Source organism: Paraburkholderia sp. DD10 (genome assembly GCF_049177125.1).
Classification (GTDB): domain Bacteria; phylum Pseudomonadota; class Gammaproteobacteria; order Burkholderiales; family Burkholderiaceae; genus Paraburkholderia; species Paraburkholderia terricola.
In genome coordinates, this window is record NZ_CP185393.1 from 1,626,505 (window position 1) to 1,653,283 (window position 26,779).

Below are 26,779 nucleotides of genomic sequence, written 5' to 3' on the forward strand. Positions count from 1 at the left end.
AGGTCACTGTATGAGCCGCCTCTGGTACACGCGTTGCCCCGCCCCTACCCCGTTCGGCATTGCCGTGCAGAAAGGCTGGCTCGAAGCAGAACTCGCGGCTGACGGAATCGACGTTCAGGCGCTGCAGGACGCCGACGACGTGAACATTCGCCGCTCGCATTTCACTCATGCGCAGCCCTGGTCGTTCCGCCAGGGCGGCAATATTCCCGCGCTCTGGGCGCGCGCTCGCGGCAGCGATACGCGCCTGATCGGCCTGAGCTGGGTGGACGAGTTCCAGGCGTTGATCACGCTCGACCGGCATCTGGAAGCGAGTCCGGATGCGCTGGTCGGGCGCCGCTTCGGATTTCCGCTCAATACGCGCGCCGGTGTGGTCGACTTTCATCGGGCGACTGCATTGCGCGGTTTTTCTTCGTTGCTGAGCGTGCTGGGAGTGCAGCTCGAAGATATCGATCTGGTGGATCTGCTGCATACGCCGCTCAGTCTCGAAGACGCCAAACCCGCCGCCGATGCGCCGCTTGCCGAATGGCTCGACGCGCAGCGTTCGCACGAATTCGCCCGCGAGGCCGAAGCGCTGTTGCGCGGCGAAGCCGATGTCGTATTCGTCAAAGGCGCGACCGGGCTAGATATCGCGAACCTGCTCAATGCACGGATTCTCGTGGACATTAGCGCGCAGCCTAATCGCACGCTGCATGCGAATAACGGCACGCCGCGCCCGCTGACGGTGGACGCGCGACTGCTGCGTGAACGCCCCGATCTGGTCGAACGGGTACTGGCGCGCACGTTGGACACCGGCGCATGGGCGGAGCGTCATGCGGGCGATGTAGCGCACTACGTGGCCCGTGAAACGCGCAGCGCCGAGCACTGGGTGGAGCGCGCCTATCCCGGTGGACTGCATCGGCAGTTGACGATCGGGCTCGATCCGCAGGCGCTCGCGGCTCTCGCCGACTTCAAGCAATTTCTGTTCAAGTGGGGCTTCATTGCGTCGGATTTCGATTTCGACACGTGGGTCGACCCCGCACCTCTGCGCGCCGCACTCGCGCGCCGCTCTGAACCAGCTGCGTCCACCAGCTGATCCCGCAACACCTCTCCCTTTTTCTTCTCTTACATCACCCCACGATGGCTTATGTCACAACGCAGGCGGCGCGAGGCCGCCGCGCCGCACGTCTGTTCAAACGCGTGATCGGCCTGGCGGCCACCCTGATCGTCGCACTGACTGCTGCGCAGTCGCACGCACAAACCCGCGGCGGCACACTTACTTTCGTCGTCACACCGGAGCCGACGGCGCTGGTCGATCTCGCCACCACGGCGACCAACGTGCTGAAGGTCAGCCCTAAAGTCGTCGAAGGCCTGCTGGAATACGACTTCAAGTTTCAACCGAAGGCTTCGCTCGCCACCTCCTGGGAAGTGAGCGACGACAGCCGTAAATACGTGTTTCACTTGCGCCACGGCGTGAAATGGCACGACGGCAAACCCTTCACGTCTGCCGATGTCGCGTATTCGATCCAGACGCTCAGACAGGTGCACCCGCGCGCCAAAACGACCTTCGCCAACGTCACCGACGTCACGACGCCGGACCCTTATACGGTTGTGATTACGCTGTCGAAACCGGCGCCCTATCTGATCAAGGCGTTTTCCTCGTCGGAAACGCCAATCGTGCCGAAACATATCTACGAAGGCACGGACGTGCAGACCAATCCCGCGAACAACGCGCCGATCGGCACCGGTCCGTTTCGCTTCGTCAAATGGGTGCGCGGCAGTTATGTCGAATACGTGCGCAACGACGACTACTGGGACAAAGGCAAGCCGTGGCTCGATCGCATTGTGGTGAAGGTGATCAACGATCCGGCCGCTCGCACCGTCGCATTCGAAGATGGTTCAGTGGACCTGAGCGGCGATTCGCCGGTACCCCTGTCGGATGTCGAGCGCCTCAAGGCCAACCCGAAACTCGCTGTCGAGACTCGCGGCTATGAATTCCAGGCGGGCGTGGCACGCATCGAATTCAACCTGGACAACCCGGTGCTGAAGAATCCGAAAGTGCGGCAGGCGATCGCCTCGTCGCTCGATCGTGAGGTCATCCGCAAGGTCATCTACTACGGCTATGCGACGCCGCTCGCGAGTCCGATCATTCCGTCGAGCCCTTACTACGACCCCGCGCCCACGCCATATCCGTTCAACGTGGAGCACGCCAACGCGCTTCTCGACGAAGCCGGCTATCCGCGTAAAGCCGACGGCACGCGTTTTGCCCTCACCGTCGACCCGCTGCCGATCGGCGATTTGCCCGCGCGCACCGCCGCGTACGTGAAGTCGGCACTGGCTCGCGTAGGCATTGCCGTCACCGTGCGCAGTCAGGATCTGCCCGCTTATCTGAAGCGAATCTACACGGATCGCGATTTCGATTTTTCGATCAACGGCATGAGCAATCTGTTCGATCCGGTGGTCGGCGTGGCGCGTCTTTACACGACCAACAATTTCCGGCGCGGCGTGCCCTTCACCAACGGTTCCCATTACAGCAATCCGGAAATCGATCAACTGTTCGCACAGGTCGCCGAGGAAACCGACGAAACGAAGCGCAAGCAACTCTTCTCGCAGATTCAACGCATTCTCGAACGCGATCTGCCGGACATCAATCTGGTTTCGCCGCAATACCTGACCGTCTACTCGCGTGCGGTGCACAACCATACGATCTCGCCGGACGGCCTATCGGCCAGCTTCGCCGACGTGTGGCTACAACGCTGAAACTCTCCCGACTCACTCTCTCACGGAATCCGACTCACATGGAATACAGACAACTCGGCCGCAGCGGCATCAAGGTCTCGACGCTGACGCTCGGCACGATGATGTTCGGCGGCCCCACCGACGAAGCAAGCGCCGCGCGCATCATCGATCAGGCGCAGGAACACGGCGTGAATTCGATCGATACGGCGGACGTCTATGCCAAAGGCGAATCCGAGCGCGTGGTGGGCCGCAGTATCGCCGCGCAGCGCGAGCGCTGGGTGCTCGCGACCAAGTTCGCCAATCCGCTGCAGGACGGAGACGTCAATGCGCGGGGCGCTTCTCGCAAGCACATCGTGCGCGCCGTCGACGCCAGCCTGAAACGCGTCAATACCGACTACATCGACCTGCTCTATATCCATCGCGAAGATCACGCAACGCCGGTCGAGGAAACTGTGCGGGCGCTGAACGATCTGATTCAGGCGGGCAAGCTGCGGTACTACGGACTGTCGAATCATCGCGCGTGGAAAATCGCCGAATTCAGCCACACGGCGCAGGCACTCGGACTCGATGCGCCGGTGGCAAGCCAGCCGCTCTACAACATCGCCAACCGCCAGGCCGAGGCGGAGCAACTGACGGCCGCGTACCGCTACGGGCTTGGCGTGATTTCCTATAGCCCACTCGCACGCGGCGTCCTGACGGGCAAGTACGAACCGGGCGCGACACCAGGAGCCGATACGCGCGCGGGCCGCAGCGACCGGCGTCTTCAGCAGACCGAATGGCGCGCGGAATCGCTCGAACTGGCGCGACGCGTGCACGAGCATGCCGAAGCACGGGGGCTCTCAGCCGGGCAGTTCGCGCTCGCCTGGGTGCTCAACAGTCGCTATATCACGTCGACGATAGGCGGCCCGCGGACGGAAGCACAGTGGCTCGACTATCTGCCGGCGCTGCGCTACCGCCTCACGGCCGAAGACGAAGCGTTCGTCGATTCGCTGGTGGCGAGCGGGCATCCGTCCACGCCGGGCTTCAACGATCCGGGGCATCCCTTCTTCGGACGAATCCCGCGTCACGGCGCGGCCGAAGATGGGCAAGCGTCCAATCAGCGGGGGTGAGCATGAGCTTCGACCGTCGCCACTTCATGCAGACTTCGCTGGCATTCCTGTCCGCCGGCGCGGCGGGCAGTTGGCCGGCCCTCGCGAAAGCAGCAGCGGCTGCGAGCGCGCCGGCCGCCCAAAGCGCCACACCGACATCAGGCGGCACACTCACTTATGCCGTGCAACAGGAGCCGCCGTCGCTCGTGTCCCTGCTCGACACCAACACGGTAATCCGCAACATCAGCGCCAAGATCACCGAGGGCCTGCTGCGCTACGACGCGCAGTTCAGACCGCAGCCGTTGCTCGCGATCGCATGGAACGTCAGCCCGGACGGTCTGCGGTACACCTTCCGGCTCAGGCCGGGCGTGAAGTGGCACGACGGCGAGAGCTTCACGTCGGCGGACGTCCGCTACTCGATCCTCACGCAAAAGCGCCTCGGCCCGCGCGGACGCATCACGCTCGCCAACGTCGAGCGGGTCGAGACGCCCGATCCGCTCACGGCGATCGTGGTGCTCGGCAAGCCCACACCGTATCTGATCAAGGCGCTCTCCTCGGCGGAATTGCCGATCGTGCCGCAGCACCGCTACGGCGACGGCGATCCGCTCGCGAGTCCAAATCTCACCTCTCCGGTGGGTACAGGCCCGTTCATCTTCGACAAATGGGTGCGCGGCAGTTATGTGAGTCTGCGCAAGAATCCGAACTACTGGCGCCCGGGCGTGCCGCATCTCGACCGCGTGATCTATCGGATCGTGCCCGATCAGGCAGCCATTTCGGCTGCGCTGGAAACGGGCGAAGTGGATGCGGCGACGAATGTCGGCCTGGCGGACCTGGGCCGGCTCGCGACACTGCCGCAACTGAAAATCGACGACAGTTACGACGCGTATCTGAACAACGCAGCCTTCCTCGAATTCAACCTGGAAAATCCGGTACTCGCGAAGCCGGAGGTACGCAAGGCCATTGCTCATGCGGTGGACCGCAACTTCATCCGGGACAATGTTTTCTACAAGCGTTCGAGCCTGGTCGACTCGCCGGTGCCGGCTGTGCTGGCGAACTACTACGACGACAGCACGTTTCATTATCCGTTCGACCTGAGCGCCGCGAACCGTCTGCTCGACGAAGCGGGTTATCCGAAACAGGCCGACGGTCAACGTTTCGCGCTGAAGATCAATTACATCAGCGGAGCGGATTTCCGGCGTGCGGCCGACTATCTGCGCGCCGCGCTGTCGCGCATTGGTGTGAAAGCGACGATTCTCGACGGCGACCTGCCGACCTATTTGCGCCGTGCCTATACGGCACGCGAATTCGATCTGAACCTGAACGGGCTCGGCCGGCTATATGACCCGACCGTCGGCGTGCAGCGCATCTACTGGTCGGATGGGGTCAAGCATCCGCTCATCTGGATCAACGCGTCGCACTATCAAAACCCGCAGGTCGACGACCTGTTTCGCGCGGCGGCCATCGAAACGGATGAAGTCCGGCGCGCGGCGGCGTTCCGGCAGATCCAGCAGATCGTCGGGCGCGACCTGCCGGTGCTGCCGCTCGTCACGGTGCCCTCCGCATTGCAGGTCTATCACGCGAGAGTCCACAACCTGAACAACAGCATCGATCTCACCGCCGGCGACTTCTCCGACACGTGGATCGAGGCGAAAACCTGAGCACTTCGACACGAGGCATTCCGATCATGAGCTCACCTCAACTGGACGAACCGAAGTCCGCCATTCTCGACGCACTGACTTTCGCGAGTGCGCGCGAACAGGCGCAGGCGCTGGCCGAGGGCCGCGTGTCGGCCGTCGATCTGCTGGAACATAGCCTTGCGCGCATCGCCCGTTTCGACGGGGCCTTGAATGCCGTCGTCGCGCACGATCACGAAGCGGCGCGCGCCGCGGCCCGCGAGGCGGATGCCGCACTGGCGCAAGGCGATCGGCGCCCATTGCTCGGCGTGCCGGTTACCGTGAAAGAGTCGTTCGATGTCGCCGGACTCGTCACCAGCGTCGGCAATCCCGCCTTCGCGACCAATCGCGCCGAGGGCGATTCGCTTGCCGTCGCCGCGTTGCGTGAAGCCGGTGCGGTGATCGTCGGCAAGACCAATGTGCCGCTAGGTCTCGCGGACCTTCAAAGCTACAACGAAGTCTACGGACTGACGCGCAATCCGTGGGACCTGGAGCGCACGCCCGGCGGCTCGTCGGGAGGATCTTCGGCAGCGCTGGCGGCAGGCTACGTGGCGCTGGAACTGGGCTCGGACATCGGCGGCTCGATTCGCATTCCCGCGCATTTTGCCGGCGCCTACGGCCACAAGCCCAGTTATGGGCTGGTGCCGCTGCGCGGCGCAGGGGCGCCGCCGGGCCGCTTTTCCGCTCGCGACCTGAGCGTGGCCGGACCGCTCGCGCGCAGCGCCGGCGACCTCGAACTCGCGCTCGATCTGCTGCTCAACCGCGATCCGCTGACCTCGAAAGCGTGGCGAGTCACGTTGCCGGAAGCACGCCACACCCGGCTGGCCGATTTTCGCGTGCTGGTGATCGACACGTGGCCGGGCACCGAACGCAGTCTGTCGGAGCGCCTCGTGACCGAGCGCGTGGTCGAGCGTTTGCGCACGCAAGGCGCGCGGATCAGCCGCCCCGCCGATCTTCATGAAGGCCTGCTGCCCGATCTGGCGCGCGCGCATCCGCTGTACAGAACGCTGCTGGGTTCGTCGCTCGTCGAGCCGCCTGTCCCTGGCGAAGCGGCCCGGCAACGGCTCGCCGCGCTCGCAGCCGACGACGACAGCGCCGACGCCGCGTGGCTGCGCGCCCCCACGCTCGCGCACCGTGACTGGCTCAAAGCCGATGAAAAGCGCCATGCATTGCGCCACCAATGGGAGCGCTTTTTCGAATCGTTCGATGTCGTCGTGACGCCGGTGGCGCCGACAGCCGCATTCCGGCACAACCGCGAGGAGCCGAAAGACGCGCGCACCTATCCGGTGGCTTACGAAGACGGCATCCGTGAAGTGCGCTTCCTCGACTTCTTCTATTGGGCCGGCTTGCCCGTGCTGCCGGGCCTGCCCGCCACCAGTTTCCCATTGGGTCTCGACGACGATGGTCTACCGGTCAGTGCGCAAGCCGTCGGTCCCTGGCTCGAAGACCGTACGCCGATCGCATTTGCGCGCCTGCTGGAAGACGCCTATGGCGGCTTTCTCGTCCCTCCCGGTTATGAGGCGGGCACTGCCCGATAACCGTTCAGTCACCCATTCCCTGCACGCCGACCATCATGTCCCGACCTATTGCAGCACCCTCATCTGCCCGACGGCGCGTCACAGGCGCGTTTCTGCTAGCCGTCACGCTTGCCGGCTTCTCCGCGCTGATCCCTTACCTCGCCTACTCAGCCGACGGCGACGCCTCTGCACAGGAACTGCGCGTCGGTTTCGTGCCCGGCCCCTATGCCGACGAATTCAAGGCGGGTGTCGAACCGCAACTGCGCAAGAAAGGCTACGCGATCAAATACGTGGAGTTCAGCACCGGCCTCGAAGCGAACCAGGCCGTCTACCGCGGCGAGATCATCGCCGACGTGATGCAGCACGAGGTCTATCTGAAGTCGTATAACGATCGCAACGGGACCGATCTGGTCGGGGTGGTGCAAGTACCCACGCCGCCGATGGGACTCTATTCGAGCAAGCACCATTCGCTCGCGGAGGTCAAACCCGGCAGCCGCGTCGCGGTGCCGAACGATCCGGTCAATCTGGAACGCGCGCTGAAGATACTGCAGCGCATCGGCTGGATCAGAATCAAGCCGAACCCGAATCCCGTCGATGTCACCGAACGCGATGTGATCGCCAATCCCGCCGGCATCAAGATCGTCCCGCTCGAATCGGCACAGGCGCCACGCGCGCTCGAAGACGTGGATTACGCCGCGATTCAGGGCAATTTCGCGATCTTCAGTGGTCACAAACTGACAGATGCACTCGCGCTCGAAGAGATGACGCCGCCGTATATCAACCAGGTCGTCGTAAAGGCCGCGAACCGCAACGCCCGCGCGACGCAGGATATCGTGCAGGCGTATCAATCCGCGGACTTCCAGCGCGCGATTCGGGGCAATCGTTTCTACGACGGCTTTCGCCTGCCGGCATACTTCGGCACCGAGTAAGAACGGTTGAAACACGGCGAGGGCGTCTGCCGCCCTCGCCGTGAGGCCACGAAGTCACACGGTCACGCGGCCTCGCTTCGCGAACTAGGCGGCCTGCGCGTCGAACGTCCGGCCCGGAATCGCCTCGAGCAGCGTGCGCGTGTAAGGGTGCTGCGGCGCGCGCCAGATGTCCCGCTGATGCCCGCTCTCGACAATGCGGCCAGCCTGCATCACATGCACGCGATCGGCGATATAGCGCACCACCGAAAGATCGTGTGAGATGAACAGATACGCCAGCCCGAGATCGCGTTTAAGGTCCACCAGCAGATTGAGAATCTGTGCCTGAATCGACACGTCCAGCGCGGACACCGGTTCGTCGCAGATCAGCAGGTCCGGTTCGAGCACCAGCGCCCGCGCAATGCCGATGCGTTGCCGCTGGCCACCCGAGAATTCATGCGGAAAGCGGCCGAGCGCCGAGCTGGGCAAGCCGACCCGATCGAGCATGGTGGCGATTCGCGTGCGGCGCTGCTGGGCGTTGCCGATACCGTTCACCACCAGCACGGTATCGAGAATATCCGCGATCGTGCGGCGCGGATTGAGTGACGCGTACGGATCCTGAAACACCATCTGCACATGTCGGCGCAGCGGCCGCAACTCGCGCTCGCCCAGCGGCACGAGATCAGTGCCGCGCAAGCGAATGGCGCCGCCCGCGGCGGGCACGAGCCGCATGATCGCTTTGGAGAGCGTGGATTTCCCGCAGCCGGATTCGCCGACGAGCCCGACAGTCTCACCGCGAGCGATTTGCAGCGACACGCCGTCCACGGCGCGCAGCGTGGTTTTGCCGTGCCGTTGCGGGTAGTCGATCCGCACGTCCTGCAGTTCGAGCAACAGCGCATCTTCGGCTGCGGCGTTGGGGCCGCCGGCATGCGCATTCGTCTCTTTATCCGCGACGTATTGCCCGTTGCGCACCGAACGCGGCACCACGGCAAAGGTCGGCTTGCCGTCCTCGCCGATACCGTGGCGGATTTCGGGCAGCTTCCAGCCGCGATAGTGCAGATCGTCAGCGAGATTGAGCGACGCCCCGAGCAAACCCCGCGTATAGGGGTGCTGCGGTTGCGTGAAGAGCCGCGCGACCGGCGCCTCCTCGACCTTCTCGCCCGCGAGCATGACCGCGACGCGGTCCGCATGCTGCGCGACGATGCCGAGATCGTGCGTGATCAGCAGCAGCGACATCGACAGTTCGCGCCGCAGGCCGTCGAGCAGTTCCAGAATATGCGCCTGAATCGTAACGTCGAGCGCCGTGGTCGGCTCGTCCGCAATCAGCAGGCGCGGCCGGCAGGCCACTGCCATCGCGATCATCACCCGTTGACGCTGGCCACCGGAAAGCTCGTGCGGATAATCGAACACGCGCCGCTGCGGATCGGGGATCTGCACCAGTTCGAGCAACTCGACCGCGCGCTTGAGTGCCGCCGCTTTCGAGAGGCTCTCATGCTGGCGCAATGTCTCGACGATTTGCGCGCCGATCGACAGCACCGGATTGAGCGACGTCATCGGCTCCTGGAAGATCATTGAGATCTGCCGGCCGCGAATGTCGCGAATCTCGCGCGGCGGCACATCGAGCAGCTCGCGGCCGTCGAAACACAGGCTGCCCGTCACCCGTCCCGGTGTGGGCACGAGCCGCATCAGCGAAAGCGCCGTCGCCGATTTACCGCAACCCGACTCACCGACCAGCGCCAGTGTCTCGCCTTGCGCGATATCGAAACTCAGGCCGCGCACGGCCTGATGCGCGCCGAAACTTACGCGAAGGTCGCGCACTTCAAGCAGGTTTGCCACTGTTCATCCCCGGATACGTTGTCGGCCGGGCGGCAGGCCGCGTGCTGCGCCCGCCGTCTCAGCCGGATAGAACTCAGGCGCGTTCGCGCAGACGCGGATTGAGCGCGTCGTTCAGGCCGTCGCCCAGCAGGTTCAGCGCCAGCACCGAAAGCACGATCGCCGCGCCCGGAATCGCGGTCAGATACCAGGCGGTGCGCAGCGAATCGCGCCCGGCGCCGATCATGCCGCCCCAACTGACCACGTTCGGGTCGCCCATGCCGAGAAACGACAGCGACGACTCGATCAGAATCGCGCTCGCCACCATCACCGAAGCGGTGACGATCACGGGCGGCAAGGCGTTCGGCAAAATCTCGCCAAAGATGATCCGCGCGTTGCTGAACCCCTGGCTGCGCGCGGCGAGCACGAAGTCCGCCCGGCGCAGCGAGCGGAATTCCGCGCGCACGATCCGCGCAACGGTCGGCCATGACGCGATGCCGATGGCAAGCGCAATGACCGTCACACTCGGCCGGCCGATCGCGACGATCACGATCACCAGCAGAAAGGACGGCACGGTTTGAAAGAGTTCCGTGATACGCACCAGCACATCGTCGATCACGCCGCCGAAGAAACCACCCGTCGCGCCGACCAGTGTGCCGATCACGAGCCCGATCCCGGCCGACACCGCGCCGATCAGCAGCGACACGCGCGTGCCGTGCGCAATGCCCGCCGCCACGTCGCGTCCGAGCGAATCGGTGCCGAACCGGTATTGCGCGTCCGTGCCAGGCCATTCGAACGGCGCCGCCACCATGTCGAGCGGATCGCCGGGAAACAGATGCCCCGCGCTCAGCGCGAGCGCGATGAAAGCGGCGAGCAGCACGAGACCGGCGAGCGCCGACGGATTGCGCAGCAGTGCGCGCCAGACGCCGTGCCCGGCCACTCCACGCTCGACGGGCGGGTTGCCGCGGCGAAGCCCGAACAGCGTGCCAGCCAACTGGCGCCGCCACGGCGACGCCGCCGGTTCGGGCGGCGGGGAAATCAGATTGGAAGAGTCGGAAGGCATGTCATCCCTTTGGAAAAAAGCGCGAGTTCGATCCGGGTTGTCGACGCGATCCTTCACGCGACGCGGGGGTCGAGCCATGCCTGCAGCAGATCGACCAGCACATTGGCGATGATCACGAGCAGCGACGACAGCAGCAGCACGCCGAGCAGCACGCTGAAATCGCGCGCCATTACGGCGTCGAGTGCGAGCCGACCGAGTCCGGGCCAGCTGAACACCGTCTCGGTCACGGCAGCGCCACCCAGCAAGGTGCCGAAATGAATCCCGACGATGGTCGTGAGCGGCATCAGCGCATTGCGCAGCACATGGCGCACCGTGACACGCCACGGGTGCAGCCCCTTGGCCTGCGCGGTGCGCACGAAGTCCTGGCGCTGCACCTCCAGCATCGCGGCCCGCGTGAGCCGTGCGTAGATCGCGACGAAGAAGGTGGCCAGCGTCGCGGCCGGCAGCAGCACGTGGCGGGCCACATCGGCGAAATAGGCAAAGCCGTGCAGCTGTACCCCGAGCGTGAGGTTGCCGCCGCTCGGCAGCCAGCCCAGATGCACCGAAAACAGCACGATGGCGAGCAGCCCGATCCAGAAGCCCGGCGTCGAATAGAACAGCAGGGCCAGCACCGAGAGCACACGGTCCGGCCACTTGCCGGCCCAATGCGCCATCACCGCGCCGAGCACCAGGCCGGTCACGATCGCGAACGACAACGCCACGCCCATCAGCAGCAACGTATTGGGCAAGCGCGACAGGATCAACTGCATCACCGGCATGTCGTAGCGCGGCGAATAGCCCAGGCTGAAGTGCGACAGATGCGTCAGATACGACCACAACTGATGCAGCACCGGCTGGTCGAGCCCGAACTTCGCGCGCAGCACCTGCATGGTTTCCACGGTCGCCGAACCGGACTCGCCGGCGAGCACGTCGGCGGCGTCGCCCGGCATCAGCTTGAGCAGAAAGAAGTTCAGGATCACGATGCCGATCACCGTCGGCAACGCCTGCCACGCGGTTCGCCGGAGAAGCGCACCAAAACGCAGACCTCGACTCATCGTGCGGCTCCTGTCATGCGCTCAGATAGACGTCCGCGAGATTGCCTTCGAGGCCTTGCGCGGACACCGTGTGGTTATGAACCCGCCGGTTCGCCAGCGTGATCATGCGCGGCGCGACCAGGTTGAGAATCGGCAGATCGCGATAGACGATCTGCTGGAACTGCTGATACAGCACCACGCGTTTGCTCTCGTCGGTTTCGACCGCGGCGCTTTCGAGCAGACGATCGACCTCGGGATTGCTGTAATGCGGCGCATTCGAAAACGGCACACCTGGACGGATATTCTTTGACCAGTAGAGACGCTGAACGCCCACGCTCGGATCGAACAGCGTATTCACGCCGATGCTGGTGAAATCGAACTGGCGATCCGCGTACACGCGCTTCAAAAACGCGGGCAGATCCTGCGAACGCACCGTGACGTCGATGCCGACACGCGCCAGAGCGGATTTGACGTAATCGGCCTGGCGCCGGTACATGTCGCCGTAAGGCAGGAAGTCGTGCGTCAAACGGAAGCGCACGCCGCCGTCTTTGCGCGGATAGCCGGCCGCGTCGAGCAGTTTCTCCGCGTCGCCGATATCGAACGCATACGGCGCGAGCCCGGCGTCGTGATACGGCGAGCCCGGCGTGATCGGCGTGGGCGACAGATCGGCATAGCCGTAGGCCACCGTGCGCTGCACGACCTGCGGATTGATCGCATGCGCGATGGCCTGGCGCACGCGCAGGTCTTTGAGGATCGGATGATCGAGGTTGAAGTCGATCTCGGCGAGCGGCTCCAGAAAGCGATAGCCGCGTGTTTCGACCACCAGTCGCGGCAATTGCGTGAGGCGCGGCAGATCCGTGAGGGGCACCGGATTTTCGCCGCCCAGATCGAGCGCGCCGGTTTCGAACGCCGCCGAACGCGCGGCGGCGTCGGGAATCACCTTGAACACGAGGCCGTCTATGTACGGTTTGCCCGCATCCCAGTAGTCCGGATTGCGCTCATAGACGATGTTCGAGCCGCGCGTCCACGATTTGAAACGGAACGGTCCGGTACCGATCGGCGCGTTGTTGTGCGGATTCGACAGCGGATCGCCCTGCGCATACAGATGCTTGGGCACGATAGGCGATTCGCCGGCGGAGAGCGCTTTCAACAGATACGGCGCCGGCTTCGACAGTTCGATCACCGCGGTGCGCGCATCGGGCGTGGCCACGCTCGTCACGTTCGCGAAGGTGCTGCGGCCGCGCGGATGCACCGATTTGAGCAGATCGATCGAGAAAGCGACGTCGGCCGACGTGAACGGTTGACCGTCATGCCATTTCACGTTCTGCCGCAGCGTGAAGGTGTACTTCAGTCCGTCCGGGCTGACGGACCACGCCGTGGCCAATTGCGGCTTCGGGCGCAGGTCGAAGTCGTAGGCCAGCAAACCTTCCAGCACCTTGGAACTCGCGACGAGCGCGGGCCCGGTGGTCTGAAAGATCGACACGAGTACCGGCGGTTCGGGATTGATCAACATGTTCAGCGTACCGCCCCGCTTTGGTGTGGCGGCCTCGCCCTGGGCAAGCGCCAGCACCGGGAGGCCCGCCGCTGCGAGCGCCGCGCCGGATGAAACAAGAAATTTGCGTCGATTCAACCGTGCCATGTAATCCAGATCCTTTTACCGATATCGCGGGCCGTGCCGGCCGAATGGAATGCTGAAGAAAGTTGCAATGCGCTAAACAGCGTGTGGATGAATGCAAGCGCGTTAGAACACCCGACCCTCGGTCAGGTGGGTCGTCACGCCGTTCAGCTCGTAGTCGCCAATCACGCGCGCCTTGTGCAGCAATGGGTTGTGACTGAAGATCGTGCGCAGATTGCGCCAATGGCGATCGAAGTTGTGCGCGCGGCCGGTGGCCGATGCGCCGCCAATCTCGAACAGACGCTCGCCCGCATAAAGCGCTAGCTTGCTGACCACGAGTTGTGTCTTGGCGGTGGCGAGCGCGCCTTCCAGCACCAGCTCTTCAGCATTCGCCGCGCCGCTGTGGATCGCATTCGCCGAGCGGTCGAGCGTGCGCGCGTTGGCCGCGACCAGCGCGTCGATCGCCAGGCTGTGCGCCGCGAGATCGCCCACCACCTGTTGCACGAAGCCGTCTTCGCGTGCCGAGGGCGCCGGGCTATGCAGCACCGGGCGGCCGAATTGCGTCACGTAGCGGCGCGCATCGGCGACGATGTTGCGCACGATCCCCGCCGCCACAGTCACCAGATGCAACTGCCGAACCGCGCTGCCATGCCGGCCGGCGAGCGTCGTATAGCCGCGCGTCGCAATCTCGTCGGAGTGCACCTGCACGTTGTCGAGCACGAGACTGCCGCTCGCCGTCATGCGCTGGCCCATGCCGTCCCAGTCGTCGACCACCTGCAACCCTTCGCGCGACACGGGAACCACGATCGACACCTTCTCGTCGTTCTGGTCCTGCACGTTGATGCGTGCATAGTCGGCAAACGCGGTGCCGGTCGAGTAATACTTTTTGCCCGTCACGCGAAAATGCTCGCCATCGCGCACGAGCTTCGTCACGATTTCGCCTGGCCTCGACGTACCCAGTTCCGTAGACGCCCCGCCGAAGATTGCCCCCTGCCGTATGCGCTCTATCTGCGTGTCGTTGAAAGCAGAACGTGGCGACAGCAGTAATTGCTCGGTCTGATCGAAGTGAATTCGCAACGCGTGGGCGACATTCGATTCATGCGCAGCCAGCGTAGCGATCACATGAAAGAGATCTTCCAGCGATCCGCCCAGGCCGCCCCACTCCACGGGGAAACGGAGCACACCCAGTCCGGATTCACGAAACAGCCTGAATCCGTGGAAAGGCAACTCGCGCCGCACCTCGCGCTGCGCCGCGTCTTCGCCAATCGCCTGCGCCAACGCCGGCAACCCGGCAAGTGCGGCATCGAGCCGTGCGCGCGCGGTGGCGTCCTGAGAAACCTGCATGCGTTGATTCCTTGTAAAAGCACACGGATCGATTTCGATCCGACTATTTGAGGTGGGTGAACAATGCGGCGTCTCGAAAGGACGTGCCGATTCGACGGACCAGTATAGGGATGCGGCCCTCCGCGCAAAACCAGCGAATTGAGCTATGGATACACGCTATTGTGAAATGCAAATTGTGGATAAGGATCGATGAATCCGTTATTGGAGCAACGGCCGCCACATTTCTATACTCGCTTCCGGTCAGCACTCACCAACGACGAGTGCCAGAATTTAACCGTGGAAATAGAACCATGAGCCTACGTCCCTTGCATGACCGTCTGATCGTCAAGCGTCTCGACCAGGAAACCAAAACTGCTTCGGGCATCGTCATTCCGGAAAGCGCCGCGGAAAAACCCGACCAGGGCGAAGTGATCGCCATCGGGCCGGGCAAACGCGACAGCGACGGCAAGCGCATCGAACCCGATCTGAAAGTGGGCGAACGCGTACTGTTCGGCAAATACGCCGGGCAGTCGGTCAAAGTCGACGGCAATGAACTGCTGGTACTGCGCGAAGAAGATGTCGTCGCAGTCGTCACTCAATAACGAACAGAGCGTCTAACCATGGCAGCAAAAGAAATCATTTTTAGCGACATCGCCCGCTCGCGGCTGGTTGAAGGCGTGAACATCCTCGCGAATGCGGTGAAAGTCACCTTGGGCCCGAAAGGCCGTAACGTGGTACTCGAACGCAGCTTCGGCGCGCCCATCGTCACCAAGGACGGTGTGTCGGTCGCGAAGGAAATCGAATTGTCGGATCGCGTGCAGAACATCGGCGCACAGCTGGTTAAAGAAGTCGCCTCGCGCACCAGCGACGCGGCCGGCGACGGCACGACGACGGCGACCGTGCTTGCTCAGGCGATCGTGCGCGAAGGCCAGAAATACGTGGCGGCGGGCCTCAATCCGTTGGATCTGAAGCGCGGTATCGACAAGGCGGTGATCGCCGCGATCGACGAGCTGAAGAAGATCAGCAAGCCGACCACCACCAGCAAGGAAATCGCTCAGGTCGCGACCATTTCGGCCAACGGCGAAGAGTCGATCGGTCAGCGTATCGCGGAAGCGATCGACCGTGTCGGCAAGGAAGGCGTCATCACGGTAGAAGACGGCAAGTCGCTCGACGACGAGCTCGACGTGGTGGAAGGTCTGCAGTTCGATCGCGGCTACCTGTCGCCGTATTTCATCAACGATCAGGACAAACAGGTTGCGGTGCTCGATAACCCGTTCGTGCTGCTGCACGACAAGAAAGTGTCGAATATCCGCGATCTGCTGCCGATTCTCGAACAGGTCGCCAAAGCCGGCCGCCCGCTACTGATCATCGCAGAAGACGTGGAAGGCGAAGCGCTGGCCACGCTGGTGGTGAACAACATTCGCGGCATTCTCAAGACGGTCGCGGTCAAGGCGCCGGGCTTCGGCGATCGTCGCAAGGCGCTGCTGGAAGACATCGCGATCCTGACCGGCGGTCAGGTGATCGCGGAAGAAACCGGCCTGTCGCTCGATAAAGCGACGCTCGCCGAACTGGGTCAGGCCAAGCGCATCGAAGTCGGGAAGGAAAACACCACTGTCATCGACGGCGCTGGCGACAGCAAGAATATCGAAGCGCGCGTCAAGCAGATCCGTGTGCAGATCGAGGAAGCGACTTCCGACTACGACCGCGAAAAGCTGCAGGAACGCGTAGCGAAGCTGGCTGGCGGCGTCGCGGTCATCAAGGTGGGCGGCGCAACCGAAATCGAGGTCAAGGAAAAGAAAGACCGTGTCGACGACGCACTGCATGCCACGCGCGCAGCCGTCGAAGAAGGCATCGTGCCTGGCGGCGGCGTGGCACTGATTCGCGTGAAGCAGGCGATTAGCGGCCTGAAGGGCGTGAATGCCGATCAGGACGCGGGTATCAAGATCGTGTTGCGCGCGCTCGAAGAACCGCTGCGCCAGATCGTCACGAATGCCGGCGAAGAAGCGAGCGTGGTCGTCGCGAAGGTCGCGGAAGGCACGGGTAATTTCGGCTACAACGCACAGACCGGCGAATACGGCGATCTGGTCGAGTCGGGCGTGCTCGATCCGACCAAGGTCACGCGCACCGCACTGCAGAACGCGGCCTCCGTTGCCGGGCTGCTGCTGACCACCGACGCAACAGTTCACGAAGCACCGAAGGATACGCCGGTCGCGGGTCAGCCGGGCGGTCCTGGCGCCGGTGGCCCGGGACTCGATTTCTAATCATTCGACCCAGCGCCTCACGCCAGGCGGTTAAGCAGAAGCGCGGGGCCGGCGTCCGCTTCACAGCGCGCCGGCCCGCCAGCGTGGCAATCTGCCCTAAGCCCTTCCAGGCGGACGGACGGACCCGGCAGCGCAGCCAGACCGAATGCGCCCTTCGAGCGCACGTACCCGTCCCTTCAGACTAGCAATGCGTCAGTTCAATTCTTCGCCGCAATCCTGAACTCAGTCTCGTCGAAGAACCCTTGCTGTGAAAACGGATCGACATAGCTCGCCACCCCCTTCTCGATCGACAGGACAGCATCCGCCACCGCCCGCACATTCTCCAGGTCGTGGGTGATGAACAGCATCGCAATCCCCGACTCGCGTTGCAGTCGCACGAATAAGCCCAGCACGCTCTGTGCAACCAGTGGGTCGAGAGCCGAGGTAGGTTCGTCACAGACCAGAATTTTTGGCTCAGCCGCAAATGCACGGGCAATGCAGACACGCTGTTTTTGCCCGCCGGACAGTTGATGCGGATAACGCTCGAGCAGGTCAGCAGACAATTCCACCTGTTCGGCGAGTTCCGCGATCCGGCGCTCGCGCTTCACACCACGCATACCGAAATAGAAATTCAACGGACGGCCGATCGTCTCCCGGACCGTGTGGGCCGGATTCAGCGCAAGATCGGGCAGTTGATGTATGAGTTGCACGGCACGCAACTGCTCCCGGCTGCGTGCGCGGACATCCGGCGGCATCGGCGCGCCGTCGACCCACACGCGCCCCTGGTCGGGCCTCAGCAAGCCGGTGACCACGCGTGCGAGACTGGACTTTCCCGAGCCGGAGCGGCCCACGACCGCCAGTGTGCGACCCGCTTGCACTTCGAACGAAACATCGCGCAGCACCTGTGCGCCGTCACGATAACGCGCCGAGATCGCCTCGACCGCCAACGCGGGTCTAACGTGGGGCACCGTGGCGTCAGGCTCGCGAGCCAGCATGGACGCGTTCAATAACCGCTTGGTGTACGGATCGCGGGGTGCATCGACGATAGTTCGCTTCGGTCCATATTCGACTGTGCGTCCGTCGCGTAACACCAGTAGCTGATCGGCGACTCTTGCCACAACAGGCAAATCGTGGCTGATATAAACCGCCGAGGTGCCGGTGGCGCGCAGCGCGTGAGAGATGGTCGCCAGCACCTGATCGCGGGTCGCGGCGTCGAGCGCGGTGGTCGGCTCGTCGAACACGATCACTTCTGGCGAAGCACACAGCGCCATCGCCGTCATTGCGCGTTGTAACTGGCCGCCCGACACCTGATGCGGATAACGCTCACCGAATCGCTCAGGTTCGGGCAGCCCCAGCAGCGCGAACAGCTCGATTGCGCGCTTCACCGCGTCACGTTTTGTCAGCAGCCGCCGGACGAGCGCGGTTTCGATCACCTGATCGATCAGCTTGCCCGACGGCGTGAAAGCGGACGCCGCCGCCTGCGCGACATATGCTATTCGCGCGCCGCGCAGCTCTCGCGTGCGCCGTTCGGACAGCGTCAGCATATCGACTCCGCCCAACAGGAGCCGCCCGGCCGACGGCCGCAGGCCGTTGCGGAAATGACCGAGTGCGGCGAGCCCGAGCGTCGACTTGCCCGCGCCCGATTCGCCGATCACACCCAGCACGCTGTTACGCGGGAGCGCAAATGACACGTTATCGAGCACGCGCCGCAACTGGCCATCCGCGCCATGCGCATCGACCGACAGTTGCACGGCTTCCAGAACGATATCGCTCATAGCGGCTTTCTCCGCTGTGCCATCCAGTCGAGTACGGCATTGATGCTCAGGCTCAGGAGGCCAATTGCCGCACCAGGAATCAATGCGGCCCACACGCCGAACAGCACCCCGTCCTTGTTCTCCTTCGCAAGACTTCCCCAATCGGTTGCGGGTGGCTGCAAACCGAGTCCAAGAAACGACAGCGTCGAAATCAGCAACACGGCGAACACAATGCGCAAACCGAACTCGGCGATGAGCGGACGCGCGATGTTCGGCAACACCTCGCGAAAGATCAGTGCAACCACGCCCTCACCGCGCAGCCGCGCCACTTCGACATAATCCAGCGCGGCGGCGCCTGCGGCCAGCGAGCGTGTCACGCGGAAGATCCGCATTGCTTCCAGCACGGCAACCACCAGACACACGGTCGCCGCGCCCGGCGGCACGACGGACAACACCACCAGCGCGAAGATCAGTGTGGGAATTGACATCAATACATCGTTGCCGCGCGACAGGACGGCGTCCAGCCAGCCGCCCAGCACCCCCGCGAGCAACCCGAGAACGCCGCCGCTGGCGAACGCCAGCGCCGTCGACACGGCCGCCAGCGCGAGTGTGGTCCGGGTGCCGTAGACCAGCCGCGACCACGCGTCGCGACCGAGATTGTCGGTGCCGAGCCATGCCTGCGACGACGGACCGTCCCAATTGCCGCCCACGATATCGTTGAGCCCGTGGCGCGCGGCCCACGGCGCGGCAACCACCAGCAATGCGCACAGCAGCAGAAACGCGAGCGACGAATAAGGCCTGCGTTTCATCGTGGATGTCTCAGACGAGGATTGGCGCCGATCGCCACGAGATCGGCAAACAGGTTGAGCCCGACGTACAAGGCGCCGAAGATCACGCCGCAAGCCTGGACGGCCGGGACGTCGCGTTTCACGACGCTGTCGACCATGTATTGTCCGAGTCCGGGATAGACGAAGATGGTCTCCACCACCACGGCGCCCACCGTCAGATACGCGAGGTTCAGCGCGATGATGCTGACAATCGGCGCGATCGCATTCGGCAGCGCATGCCGGAGGATCACGCGGCCGTGGGGCAGGCCCTTGAGTCGCGCCATTTCGACGAACGGCTGTGCCATCACGTCGATTAGCGCCGCGCGCGTCATGCTGGTCATATGGCCGAGAATGGCAAGCACGAGTGCCGCGCAAGGCAGCGCGAGGCTCGTCAGCCACGCGCTCGCCGTGCCGCTTGCCGCGTCGGCCGCGCTGCTCGGCAGCCATTGCAGCGAGACGGAAAAAAGCGCGATCAGCAGATAGCCGACGAAAAATTCCGGCAGCGCGACCGACAACCGCATTCCGGCGACGATACAGCGGTCTATCCAGCCACCCTGCCTCAGCACGGCCAGCATGCCGAGAACGAGCGAAAGCGGCACCGCAATCAGCGCAGCGGCGGCAGCCAGCACCAGCGTGTAGACGAGGCGCGGCTCGATAGCCTCGGCAACCGGCACGCGCGTCGTATAGCTGTTGCCAAAGTCGCCGCGCGCGATGCCGCCGAGCCAGCGGCCGTAACGCACCAGCACGGGCTGATCGAGGCCGAGTTCACGCTCCATCGCGTGAACGGCCGAAGGCGTCGCGCTCTGCCCGAGCATCGTCGCCGCGATATTCCCCGGCAGCAGGTTCGTCCCCGCGAAGATCAGCGTGACTGCGGCAAACAAGGTCACGATGCCCTGCACGACGCGTTGCACGAATAGACGCAGCAGCGGCGAACGGCTGCCGAAAGCCGTCCGCCTGGGCAGTGCTGCGCTCAGCTGGCGAACCATACTTTTTCCGCTGCGCGCGATCCCACTTCGCCGGGAATGTCGGCATAGCCTTTCAGGTTTGAACGCGAGGCGCGCAACGAGTCCTGGTAAAGCGGAATCACCGAGGCGCCCTGTTGCGCGTACAACACCTGAATGTCGTGATAGATCTGCTTGCGGCGGGCGTCATTGCTTTCTGAACGGGCCGCGGCGACCAGTTTGTCGAACGCCGGATCTTTCCAGCGCGACTCGTTCCAGGGCGCGCCGGATACGCAGATCATCGACAGATAAGCGTCGGCGGTCGGGCGGTTGGCCCACGACGACGCGCAAAAGGGTTGCTTCATCCAGACCTGGGTCCAGTAGCCGTCGGCGGGAACACGGTTGACCTTGAACGGAATTTGCGCCTTGCTGGCAGAGCTCTGATACAACTCGGCGGCCGACACAGCACCCGCGAACGTTGCGCCGTCGGCGGCCGAAAGGACGACCGGCTGCGTGACGCCGGACTTGTTCCAGTAGAACTTCGCCTTGTCGGGATCGTACGTATGTTTCGGAACGTCGGTCGTATAGAAGCGATTCGACGGGAACAGCGGATTGTCGTTCGCGACCGAGCCATAGCCGCCCAGCAGCGACGTACGCAGTTGCTCGCGATCAATCGCATATTTCAGCGCCGTACGCACGTCGTTATTGCTGAACGGCGACTGGTCCGCGAGCATGGGAAACAGAATGTTGTTGGTATCGCGCGCGCGATAGAGACGGATGGCCGAGACAGATTCAAGACGTTTTGCGAGACGCGGCTCGACCCGGTTGATCAGATGGACCGAACCGCTCATCAGCGCAGCCACACGCGCGGCGCTATCGTTGTAGGCGACGGTTTCGACCGAGTCCACGAAGCCTCGACCCGAGTCCCAGTAGTTCGGGTTGCGCCGCGTCAGCACCCGCACGCCCGGCTGGAATTTTTCGAGAATATAGGCACCGGTGCCAATGCCCTTGTCGAAATCCGCGCCCTTGGGCGTGATGCCGAAATGGACGTCGCCTAGCAGGTAGGGAAAGTCGACATTGGGAGAATCGAGCTTGAACGTGAGCTCCAACGGACCGGTAATCGCGATTTCCTTGACCGGGTCCAGATACGCCTTGGCCGCCGATTGCGAATCCTTGCCGCGGTGGTGATCGAGCGAGTACACGACATCGGCGGGCTCGAGTGTTTTGCCGTTATGAAACTGCACGCCGCTACGCAGCTTGATGATCCATGTCTGCGCGTTGGCCCGGCTTTCCCAGCTTTGCGCAAGTCCTGCGCGCAACGAACCGTCGTCGTTCAGATCGGTCAGCGTGTTGAACACCTGACGCCCGACGTTGTACATGAATTCTTCGAAATAGAATGCCGGGTCGAGGCGGTCGCTGCTCGACGCGGTGTCGATACCGAGTATCAGATGACCGCCGCGTTTGGGCGTTTCGGCCGCATACGCCCGCGAGCCAAACAATGCAGAGCCGGAAAGCGACGCAGCGGTGCTACCCGCCAATTGCAGGAAACGGCGACGTGTCAAGCCTTCATGAGGCGAGGAGATCTCATCGGAATGATCGAATGGCATGGTGATCCAGACAGGAAATGAAGGAGAGAGGCCGCGATGGATATCAGTGGAATTCCGCGCGAAGCGCGTGCGAGAGAAGCGCGATGTGCTCAGGCCCAATCCCGCAGCAGCCACCGATGATCGATGCGCCAGCATCGGCCCAGCGTCGCGCGAATGCGGCGTAGCCTTCCGGTTGCAGATCTTCGCGAAGTGCACTCAGCCCGGAGTTGGCGGGGCCACGCTGCCGTTCCGGCACGAACGTGTTCGCATACACACCCAACGCGATGTCACGCGGCGAGGCGTCCCGAATTGCACGCGCGCGGCGTACCGCGGCTTCCATGATCTCGGCCTGGCTGCAGTTGAAGAGAAAAGCCTGCACGCCAAGCGAAGCCGCCACGGCAAACGCCGTCTCGATGGTTTCTCCCGAGCGCAAGGTAGGTGTTGCATCGCCACGGACAATGGCGTCGATATCCGCCGTGTCGTCGAGAGTGAACGACAGCCACAAAGGGCGCGAGTCGCCATTCAACGCCGCATGGATTGCTTTGGCCTCGGCGGTGGAGCTCAGTGTCTCGCCGAGCCAGATATCCACATACGGTGCGAGGCCTTCAACCAGCGTGTCGAGCAGCGGAGCCGCCTTCGCCGCATCGAACAGGTCAGGACGGTAAGAGCCGAACACCGGTGGCAACGAGCCGGCTACCTGGACGGGCTGACTGCCGGCATCGGCGGCCTCGCGGGCCAATTTCCCCGCAAGCGCAGCCAGCCTCAGACCGTCCTTGCTGAAGCGCTCCTCGCCGATGTGAAACGGTACGACCGCATAGGAGTTGGTCGTGATGAGGTCGGCACCTGCCCGGACGAACGAATCGTGTGCGGTGCGTACGAATCCGGGTGCCTGAATCAAGGCTAGCGCCGACCATTCGGGTTGCTGGAACGGGGCGCCAATCCGTAAGAGCTCACGCCCCATGCCGCCATCCAGAATACGTATTCCCATCGAGGCTCTCCACAAAGCAAGCGATGTTATCGAGTGGATGCCATACGGGGAACCAACTGTTTGCGCTATGAATATGCCAAAGCGCAAACGGGTACTTTTTCGGTATTCGGAATGACGTTAGGGACGTTTATGGGGAAGTGAGACCACACCGGCGGTCAAGCGCGATTGCGTGCGGCATGGCGCTCACTTCGCGCCGGTGACATCGAGAAACGTACCTGTGATGAAAGAAGCCTCGGCGCTCGCCAGCCAGAGGATCGCCCGCGCAACCTCTTCAGGCTGACCGCCTCGTCCCATGGGAATCGAGTCCCTGACGCGATCCACCCGTCCCGGCTCGCCGCCGCTCGCATGCATCTCGGTGCAGGCTGGCGGCGCGACGCATGCCACGACTGCGCGAAGCCGCCATGTTCAGCGACCCCTAACCTCAGAAGAACAGCAGCGCACGCAACTCGATACTGCGGCGCGGGAGCGCATCGACCGGCGACATCGGATCGTCGAATGCCGTATGCGCGCTTAAGCGCGCGATGCCATCGCCCGCCGAATCGTAGATCTTGAGCAGCAGGAATTCCTCGGGCGTCATATGGGGAAAGTAGTACCAACGGTGACGCGGATTGAAGACGAGCGCATACGTCTCGCCCACTTTGTCGGGATAGACGAGGTCTGACGCCACCAGGTCGTTGAGCGCGATACTGCGCGAATCGCACAAAGCGAGCGGCGACGACTGCACGGTCTCGCCGATCGGCCGCCACAGGTTGACGATCGCCACGCGCCCTTGCAGCAACTGCTCGGCTTCGCCTGGCGGCAAATGGTCGCGAACGCGACGGGGTCCCGACACGAAAGTCTGGTCGTTATGGATGTACTTGACCGGCTCCCTCACCCCTTCGGCGCGTGCGGTATTGCCGTCGCGCAACGTGTGATCGAACACGACTACCCGGCGGGCGCCGGTGGCCTGCTTGAGCAGCTGTTCGCTTTCCGGGTAGTACACGGAGGCGATCCTCGCCGGGTCGGAAAAGTCGCGCAATCCACTCGCCTGCCGGTGCAGTTCGAAGCCGTTTCCATCGAGCGACAACGCACCCGGCGGCGGCGCGACTCGGGCATTCGAAACCGTCACCCGATGCGGCCGGTACACGCCGCTGCGTTTGGGCACGCCGGGCGGCGGTTCGTATTGATACGAGACCGGTTTTTCGCCGGTGAACTCGAGATAATTCAGCTCCGCCTCGACCGAAGTGGCTGAGACCGGTGCGTCGATGACGATATCGCTCATGGTCGCGTCCTCATCACGTTAGAACGTTTCGTTGAAGGGCCGCAGATCGATCTCCTGCGACCAGGCTGTACGTCCCTGCTGATGCAGATGCCAATACGCGTCGGCGATCTCCTCGGGATCGAGCAGACCGTCCGGGCCGCGTTCAGCCACCCGCTGCGGCGCCGAGGTGCGCAGGCGCTCACCGTCGATGCCGCCATCCACCACCACATGCGCAACATGGATATTCCGTGGCCCGAACTCGCGCGCGAGGCTCTGCGCGAGCGAGCGCAGGCCGGCCTTGGCCGAGGCGAACGCGGCAAACGGCGGCCGGCCGCGCAAAGACGCAGTCGCGCCGGTGAACAGCAGCGAACCACGCCCGGCTGCCAGCAGCGGCCCCAACGCCGCACGGGCGAACAGGAAGCCGCCCAACGTCGTGACCCGCCATGCCGCCTCGAACTGCTCGGCGGTGAGTTCGAGCGTCGGCGCACGCGTGCCGCCTGCGGCGTTGAAAATCGCCACTGCCAGCGTGCCGTGTTCGGCGAGTTGCCGCACAATGGCCGCAAGCTCGCTCTCGCTCGTCACGTCGCCGGGCAGAGCGACGGCATGCCCGCCTGCCCGCGCGATTTCGGCGACGACCGTTTCGAGCCGCTCGCGCGAGCGCCCCGTCACGGCGACGCTCACACCCTCGCGGGCGAAACGGCGCGCCAGCGCCGCGCCCAGTCCGGCGCTGGCGCCTACCCCGGCAATCCACGCAAGTCGCGTATTGGCTTGCGCTTTCTTAACGGCATCGGTCATTAAGCTCTCCATTGCATGGCTGCCGCAGGTCGCGAAACCGCGACACGACGTGTGTCAGCGACGGGCGCATGCGTCGATATCATGAGCGTAGGCGAGCGTTGCTGCCGTTAGAAATAACGAATTGTGGAAAGTTAAGCGGCATCGCCTGGCGCCGGCGTAAGACGGGTGAAATTCAAATTCGCAACGCACTTCTTGAAAGGCTGATTCTGCTCGCGACGCACACGCGCCCACTGGTGCCGTTTCCTGAATAGCGAGTCCGGCCGACACATCGGCCAGGGAACTCAGGCGCCAGCTTCTCCGCAAAAAGCGGCTAACCAACGAACAAGAAATTGTTCACCTATCGTTGTCAGCCGATTACTTCATCTGACGGGATGGGGACAGCGTGCATCACGATCTCGTCGACCATCGCGGAAGTCGCCTGCCTGCGACCTACAGCGGCTTGATGTCGGCAGCCTGCTTGCCTTTAGGTCCCTGCTTGACCTCGAAACTCACCTTCTGATTCTCCTGCAGCGACTTGAAACCTTCCGTACGCACTTCGGAGAAGTGTGCGAACAGATCGTCGCCGCCGTCATCTGGCTTGATGAAGCCAAATCCTTTTGCGTCGTTGAACCACTTGACCGTACCTGTTGCCATGATGCATTCCTGACTGAATATTGGGCTGGATCGCGGCAAAGGCGTTTCGCGCGTGACGCGCTCCGTTGCTGCCGGGTCCAGGCTGCGTGACGAGATGTTTCGTCCGTGCGGCGTAATAAACAATACGGCAAGCGTGAAGCACTCGAAACGAATCTATTCTTCGATGTTTATCACGCGCGCGAGCCCTATCGCTTTGCGCCGGTCAAAACTCAGGCGCTACACGAGGTAATCAAGTTCCGACGGACCTTGCTCGACCTGCAAGCGCCCCGCGCAGTGCGGACAGGCGTTGCTCGCACGGAGTTGCGCGCAGGCGTAACGAACAGCGCGTACCGTCGCCGACCACGTTTCATCTTCTTCTGGGAAAGACCGGTCTGCCGGATACCATCTGGTAAAACGCAGATTGCCGAGCACCTGGCGCAGCGTCACCGCCGGGACCACTGAAGCTGCGCTGAGCGCCACGGCTTTCAGGTTGACGGGATCGCCCTGCATAAGCGTTGACGAGAGCCCGTACAGCACATGCTGGTGACGCATTCAGGAAGCGCCGCACCGTTCCGCGCGCGCCTTCGTAGGCATCGGTCGCGCGCCCCCGATGGTATGCGCGGCGCGATGGATGTTCGACTTCTCGTGCGCTCAGAAGTACGCGAGCCGGTCGATGACGGCCTGCGGCTTCTGCGTGGTCGCCGCGTTGTCGAACCACACGAGCTGGCTGCCGTTCACGCGCTCCTGAAGAATCGGAAAGTCGCGGCGGATCGCGTTTGATATCGAACGGCGGATGCGCCGAGCGCGCAGACGGCGTCCCGTTGCGCTCGTCCGTGGCGGACGTAATACGGCGTCGTCGTGCCAAGGCGCTGGACGGCGAGCGAGCGCAGCAAAATCGTCGCCGGGCAAGCCGAACGATTTCCTGTGACGCCCTGCCTGCCGAGCGCCAGCACATGCAGCGGCGATGACTGTCATTTGCAAATGAAGGTTCGCATCGAACCGTTTGCCAAGCGGCATGTTTAAAGTGCGTTTCGCGTCATTTGCTACGCACAAATCATTCGTAGCCGCGGCA

At 63.5% G+C, this 26,779-nt stretch carries 22 protein-coding genes and 2 pseudogenes; 8 read left to right on the forward strand and 16 right to left on the reverse strand.

Annotation, left to right across the window (positions count from 1 at the left end):
* Positions 1-10 precede the first annotated feature (10 nt).
* Genes ACOCG7_RS22675 through ACOCG7_RS22700 form a run of 6 tightly spaced genes read left to right on the forward strand, consistent with a single transcriptional unit; the run spans position 11 to position 7,922 of the window.
* The gene (locus ACOCG7_RS22675; protein ID WP_083083505.1) at positions 11-1,072 is read left to right on the forward strand and encodes an ABC transporter substrate-binding protein; all 1,062 of its coding nucleotides are present in this window, start codon (positions 11-13) and stop codon (positions 1,070-1,072) included.
* A 44-nt stretch (positions 1,073-1,116) separates the two neighbouring features.
* Positions 1,117-2,736, forward strand: a complete 1,620-nt coding sequence (locus tag ACOCG7_RS22680; RefSeq protein ID WP_347143083.1) for an ABC transporter substrate-binding protein — start codon at positions 1,117-1,119, stop codon at positions 2,734-2,736.
* A 38-nt stretch (positions 2,737-2,774) separates the two neighbouring features.
* Positions 2,775-3,824, forward strand: a complete 1,050-nt coding sequence (locus ACOCG7_RS22685; protein WP_083083503.1) for an aldo/keto reductase — start codon at positions 2,775-2,777, stop codon at positions 3,822-3,824.
* Between the two features lie 2 nt (positions 3,825-3,826).
* A complete protein-coding gene (locus ACOCG7_RS22690) occupies positions 3,827-5,461 on the forward strand; it encodes an ABC transporter substrate-binding protein (RefSeq protein WP_421380100.1) in 1,635 nt (544 codons plus the stop codon).
* 26 nt (positions 5,462-5,487) lie between these two features.
* Positions 5,488-7,014 carry an amidase gene (locus ACOCG7_RS22695; protein ID WP_083083501.1) on the forward strand — a complete coding sequence of 509 codons (1,527 nt, stop codon included), beginning with the start codon at positions 5,488-5,490 and terminating at the stop codon, positions 7,012-7,014.
* A 35-nt stretch (positions 7,015-7,049) separates the two neighbouring features.
* Positions 7,050-7,922 carry a MetQ/NlpA family ABC transporter substrate-binding protein gene (locus ACOCG7_RS22700; RefSeq protein ID WP_083083500.1) on the forward strand — a complete coding sequence of 291 codons (873 nt, stop codon included), beginning with the start codon at positions 7,050-7,052 and terminating at the stop codon, positions 7,920-7,922.
* A gap of 84 nt (positions 7,923-8,006) precedes the next feature.
* On the opposite strand, the gene ACOCG7_RS22705 is transcribed toward ACOCG7_RS22700, so the two are convergent.
* The 5 genes from ACOCG7_RS22705 to ACOCG7_RS22725 all read right to left on the reverse strand — a co-directional run bounded on the left by ACOCG7_RS22705 (position 8,007) and on the right by ACOCG7_RS22725 (position 14,745).
* Positions 8,007-9,734 (reverse strand): ABC transporter ATP-binding protein, encoded by a 1,728-nt coding sequence (locus ACOCG7_RS22705; RefSeq protein ID WP_083083499.1) that lies wholly within the window; start codon positions 9,732-9,734, stop codon positions 8,007-8,009.
* 73 nt (positions 9,735-9,807) lie between these two features.
* Positions 9,808-10,773: an ABC transporter permease gene (locus ACOCG7_RS22710; protein ID WP_083083498.1), complete on the reverse strand. Its 966-nt coding sequence runs from the start codon at positions 10,771-10,773 to the stop codon at positions 9,808-9,810.
* A 53-nt stretch (positions 10,774-10,826) separates the two neighbouring features.
* Positions 10,827-11,807, reverse strand: a complete 981-nt coding sequence (locus ACOCG7_RS22715; protein ID WP_083083497.1) for an ABC transporter permease — start codon at positions 11,805-11,807, stop codon at positions 10,827-10,829.
* Positions 11,808-11,820: 13 nt separating this feature from the next.
* Positions 11,821-13,425 (reverse strand): ABC transporter substrate-binding protein, encoded by a 1,605-nt coding sequence (locus tag ACOCG7_RS22720; protein ID WP_083083496.1) that lies wholly within the window; start codon positions 13,423-13,425, stop codon positions 11,821-11,823.
* A gap of 102 nt (positions 13,426-13,527) precedes the next feature.
* Entirely contained in the window at positions 13,528-14,745 is a 1,218-nt protein-coding gene (locus ACOCG7_RS22725) for an acyl-CoA dehydrogenase family protein (protein ID WP_421380107.1), read from the reverse strand.
* A gap of 290 nt (positions 14,746-15,035) precedes the next feature.
* On the opposite strand from ACOCG7_RS22725, the gene ACOCG7_RS22730 reads away from it, so the two are divergent.
* Together ACOCG7_RS22730 and groL are read left to right on the forward strand one after the other, a co-directional pair.
* Positions 15,036-15,326: a co-chaperone GroES gene (locus ACOCG7_RS22730; protein WP_007177123.1), complete on the forward strand. Its 291-nt coding sequence runs from the start codon at positions 15,036-15,038 to the stop codon at positions 15,324-15,326.
* Positions 15,327-15,344: 18 nt separating this feature from the next.
* On the forward strand, positions 15,345-16,985 hold the full coding sequence (gene groL, locus ACOCG7_RS22735) for a chaperonin GroEL (RefSeq protein ID WP_083083494.1): 1,641 nt from the start codon (positions 15,345-15,347) through the stop codon (positions 16,983-16,985).
* 197 nt (positions 16,986-17,182) lie between these two features.
* Here groL and ACOCG7_RS22740 read toward each other — a convergent pair whose 3' ends face one another.
* From ACOCG7_RS22740 to ACOCG7_RS22790, 11 genes and pseudogenes are all read right to left on the reverse strand, one after another.
* Positions 17,183-18,832, reverse strand: coding sequence for an ATP-binding cassette domain-containing protein (locus ACOCG7_RS22740; RefSeq protein ID WP_143326595.1), 1,650 nt, complete (start codon positions 18,830-18,832; stop codon positions 17,183-17,185).
* Complete coding sequence (locus ACOCG7_RS22745) at positions 18,736-19,527, reverse strand: ABC transporter permease (RefSeq protein ID WP_083083492.1); 792 nt, start codon at positions 19,525-19,527, stop codon at positions 18,736-18,738. Before ACOCG7_RS22745 ends, ACOCG7_RS22740 begins: the two co-directional genes overlap by 97 nt.
* Positions 19,524-20,531, reverse strand: a complete 1,008-nt coding sequence (locus ACOCG7_RS22750; protein WP_421380114.1) for an ABC transporter permease — start codon at positions 20,529-20,531, stop codon at positions 19,524-19,526. Before ACOCG7_RS22750 ends, ACOCG7_RS22745 begins: the two co-directional genes overlap by 4 nt.
* Positions 20,516-22,093, reverse strand: a complete 1,578-nt coding sequence (locus tag ACOCG7_RS22755) for an ABC transporter substrate-binding protein (protein WP_083083490.1) — start codon at positions 22,091-22,093, stop codon at positions 20,516-20,518. Before ACOCG7_RS22755 ends, ACOCG7_RS22750 begins: the two co-directional genes overlap by 16 nt.
* A gap of 43 nt (positions 22,094-22,136) precedes the next feature.
* The gene (locus ACOCG7_RS22760; RefSeq protein WP_083083489.1) at positions 22,137-23,060 is read right to left on the reverse strand and encodes a homocysteine S-methyltransferase family protein; all 924 of its coding nucleotides are present in this window, start codon (positions 23,058-23,060) and stop codon (positions 22,137-22,139) included.
* Positions 23,061-23,243: 183 nt separating this feature from the next.
* Positions 23,244-23,423: pseudogene (locus ACOCG7_RS22765) on the reverse strand (SDR family oxidoreductase); the annotation flags it as partial.
* A 58-nt stretch (positions 23,424-23,481) separates the two neighbouring features.
* Positions 23,482-24,321: a CmcJ/NvfI family oxidoreductase gene (locus ACOCG7_RS22770; protein WP_347143088.1), complete on the reverse strand. Its 840-nt coding sequence runs from the start codon at positions 24,319-24,321 to the stop codon at positions 23,482-23,484.
* A gap of 18 nt (positions 24,322-24,339) precedes the next feature.
* Entirely contained in the window at positions 24,340-25,095 is a 756-nt protein-coding gene (locus ACOCG7_RS22775) for an SDR family NAD(P)-dependent oxidoreductase (protein WP_083083487.1), read from the reverse strand.
* Positions 25,096-25,524: 429 nt separating this feature from the next.
* Positions 25,525-25,728 carry a cold-shock protein gene (locus tag ACOCG7_RS22780; protein WP_083083486.1) on the reverse strand — a complete coding sequence of 68 codons (204 nt, stop codon included), beginning with the start codon at positions 25,726-25,728 and terminating at the stop codon, positions 25,525-25,527.
* Between the two features lie 216 nt (positions 25,729-25,944).
* Positions 25,945-26,259, reverse strand: coding sequence for a hypothetical protein (locus ACOCG7_RS22785; protein ID WP_421380624.1), 315 nt, complete (start codon positions 26,257-26,259; stop codon positions 25,945-25,947).
* A pseudogene (locus ACOCG7_RS22790) lies at positions 26,252-26,512 on the reverse strand (aminotransferase class V-fold PLP-dependent enzyme); the annotation flags it as partial. The gene ACOCG7_RS22785 and the pseudogene ACOCG7_RS22790, both read right to left, overlap by 8 nt.
* Between the last annotated feature and the right edge of the window lie 267 nt (positions 26,513-26,779).

What these genes read in the sequence shown, in the direction of transcription:
- groL (WP_083083494.1), top strand. Translation starts at nt 15,345, where the DNA reads ATGGCAGCAAAAGAAATCATTTTTAGCGACATCGCCCGCTCGCGGCTG.
- ACOCG7_RS22760 (WP_083083489.1), bottom strand. Translation starts at nt 23,060, where the DNA reads ATGGGAATACGTATTCTGGATGGCGGCATGGGGCGTGAGCTCTTACGG.
- ACOCG7_RS22730 (WP_007177123.1), top strand. Translation starts at nt 15,036, where the DNA reads ATGAGCCTACGTCCCTTGCATGACCGTCTGATCGTCAAGCGTCTCGAC.
- ACOCG7_RS22715 (WP_083083497.1), bottom strand. Translation starts at nt 11,807, where the DNA reads ATGAGTCGAGGTCTGCGTTTTGGTGCGCTTCTCCGGCGAACCGCGTGG.
- ACOCG7_RS22755 (WP_083083490.1), bottom strand. Translation starts at nt 22,093, where the DNA reads ATGCCATTCGATCATTCCGATGAGATCTCCTCGCCTCATGAAGGCTTG.
- ACOCG7_RS22750 (WP_421380114.1), bottom strand. Translation starts at nt 20,531, where the DNA reads ATGGTTCGCCAGCTGAGCGCAGCACTGCCCAGGCGGACGGCTTTCGGC.
- ACOCG7_RS22775 (WP_083083487.1), bottom strand. Translation starts at nt 25,095, where the DNA reads ATGACCGATGCCGTTAAGAAAGCGCAAGCCAATACGCGACTTGCGTGG.
- ACOCG7_RS22700 (WP_083083500.1), top strand. Translation starts at nt 7,050, where the DNA reads ATGTCCCGACCTATTGCAGCACCCTCATCTGCCCGACGGCGCGTCACA.
- ACOCG7_RS22685 (WP_083083503.1), top strand. Translation starts at nt 2,775, where the DNA reads ATGGAATACAGACAACTCGGCCGCAGCGGCATCAAGGTCTCGACGCTG.
- ACOCG7_RS22695 (WP_083083501.1), top strand. Translation starts at nt 5,488, where the DNA reads ATGAGCTCACCTCAACTGGACGAACCGAAGTCCGCCATTCTCGACGCA.
- ACOCG7_RS22770 (WP_347143088.1), bottom strand. Translation starts at nt 24,321, where the DNA reads ATGAGCGATATCGTCATCGACGCACCGGTCTCAGCCACTTCGGTCGAG.
- ACOCG7_RS22725 (WP_421380107.1), bottom strand. Translation starts at nt 14,745, where the DNA reads ATGCAGGTTTCTCAGGACGCCACCGCGCGCGCACGGCTCGATGCCGCA.
- ACOCG7_RS22690 (WP_421380100.1), top strand. Translation starts at nt 3,827, where the DNA reads ATGAGCTTCGACCGTCGCCACTTCATGCAGACTTCGCTGGCATTCCTG.
- ACOCG7_RS22720 (WP_083083496.1), bottom strand. Translation starts at nt 13,425, where the DNA reads ATGGCACGGTTGAATCGACGCAAATTTCTTGTTTCATCCGGCGCGGCG.
- ACOCG7_RS22675 (WP_083083505.1), top strand. Translation starts at nt 11, where the DNA reads ATGAGCCGCCTCTGGTACACGCGTTGCCCCGCCCCTACCCCGTTCGGC.
- ACOCG7_RS22785 (WP_421380624.1), bottom strand. Translation starts at nt 26,259, where the DNA reads ATGCGTCACCAGCATGTGCTGTACGGGCTCTCGTCAACGCTTATGCAG.
- ACOCG7_RS22680 (WP_347143083.1), top strand. Translation starts at nt 1,117, where the DNA reads ATGGCTTATGTCACAACGCAGGCGGCGCGAGGCCGCCGCGCCGCACGT.
- ACOCG7_RS22710 (WP_083083498.1), bottom strand. Translation starts at nt 10,773, where the DNA reads ATGCCTTCCGACTCTTCCAATCTGATTTCCCCGCCGCCCGAACCGGCG.
- ACOCG7_RS22780 (WP_083083486.1), bottom strand. Translation starts at nt 25,728, where the DNA reads ATGGCAACAGGTACGGTCAAGTGGTTCAACGACGCAAAAGGATTTGGC.
- ACOCG7_RS22745 (WP_083083492.1), bottom strand. Translation starts at nt 19,527, where the DNA reads ATGAAACGCAGGCCTTATTCGTCGCTCGCGTTTCTGCTGCTGTGCGCA.